The 1,263-nt window shown below is 69.3% G+C and carries 1 protein-coding gene; it reads left to right on the plus strand.

Features of this window, described 5'->3' with window-relative positions:
- Positions 1-98 precede the first annotated feature (98 nt).
- Positions 99-1,220, plus strand: a complete 1,122-nt coding sequence (locus tag AB0395_RS48500) for an IS630 family transposase (protein ID WP_366295155.1) — start codon at positions 99-101, stop codon at positions 1,218-1,220.
- The last annotated feature ends 43 nt before the right edge of the window (positions 1,221-1,263 follow it).

The following is a 1,263-nucleotide window of genomic DNA, read 5'->3' on the forward strand; positions in this document are numbered from 1 at the left end:
CTAGTGCTGTGACCGGAAACGATCACCGGGTTGGCGTGTAGAGCACTGCTGCCAGTTGGATGGTGCCGATCACGTTCGATCAGCGCTCGGGAGGCAGAGTGACGCAACCGGTCAAGATCCGCAGGCTCACGGACCAGGAAGGGCAGAAGCTGCAGCGGATCGTGCGGCGCGGCACCACCAGCACGGTCCGCTACCGGCGGGCGATGATCCTGCTGGCCTCGGCCGGCGGCAACACCGTGCCGGTCATCGCCCGCCTGGTCCAGGCCGATGAGGACACCGTGCGCGATGTCATTCACCGCTTCAACGAGATCGGCCTGGCCTGCCTGGACCCTCAGTGGGCGGGAGGCCGTCCCCGCCTGCTGAGCCCTGACGACGAGCAGTTCATCGCCCAGACGGCCACCACCCGCCCGAGCAAGCTCGGCCAGCCCTTCACCCGCTGGTCCATCCGCAAGCTTCTGCACTATCTGCACCGCCTGCCCGGCCGTGGCCTCACCCTGGGCCGGGAGGCGTTACGCACCCTGCTGGCCCGCCACGGCATCACCTTCCAGCGCACCAAGACCTGGAAGGAGTCCCCGGACCCGGACTTCGACACCAAGCTGGAGGAGATCGAGTACGCCCTGACGCACCGGCCCGAGCGCACCTTCGCCTTCGACGAGTTCGGCCCGCTCGGCATCCGCCCCACCGCAGGCACGGGCTGGGCACCCGCAGGCGAGCCGGACCGGCTACCGGCCACCTACCGCCGCACCCAGGGCGTCACCTACTTCCACGGCTGCTACTCGGTCGGCGACGACCTGCTGTGGGGCGTCAACCGAGCCCGCAAGGGCATCGCCCCCACCTGGGCCGCGCTGAAATCGATCCGCGCCGCCCGCCCGGACGGCGCCCCGATCTACGTGATCCTGGACAACCTGTCGGCCCACAAGAACTGGCGCATCCGCGCCTGGGCCAGCAAGCACAAGGTCAGGCTGCTGTTCACCCCGACCTACGCCTCCTGGGCCAACCCGATCGAGGCGCACTTCGGCCCCTTGCGCCAGTTCACCCTGGCCAACTCCGATCATCCCAACCACACCGTCCAGACCCGGGCGCTGCACGCCTACCTGCGCTGGCGCAACGCCAACGCCCGCCATCCCGACGTGCTGGCCGCCCAGCGCCGCGAACGCGCCCGTGTCCGAAGCGAGAAAGGCATCCGCTGGGGCGGCCGTCCACTCGCACCGGCAGCTTGAGACGCTCACCCAACCCGGTGATCGTTTCCGGTCACAGCACTAG

This window comes from Streptosporangium sp. NPDC051023 (assembly GCF_040689595.1).
Classification (GTDB): domain Bacteria; phylum Actinomycetota; class Actinomycetes; order Streptosporangiales; family Streptosporangiaceae; genus Streptosporangium.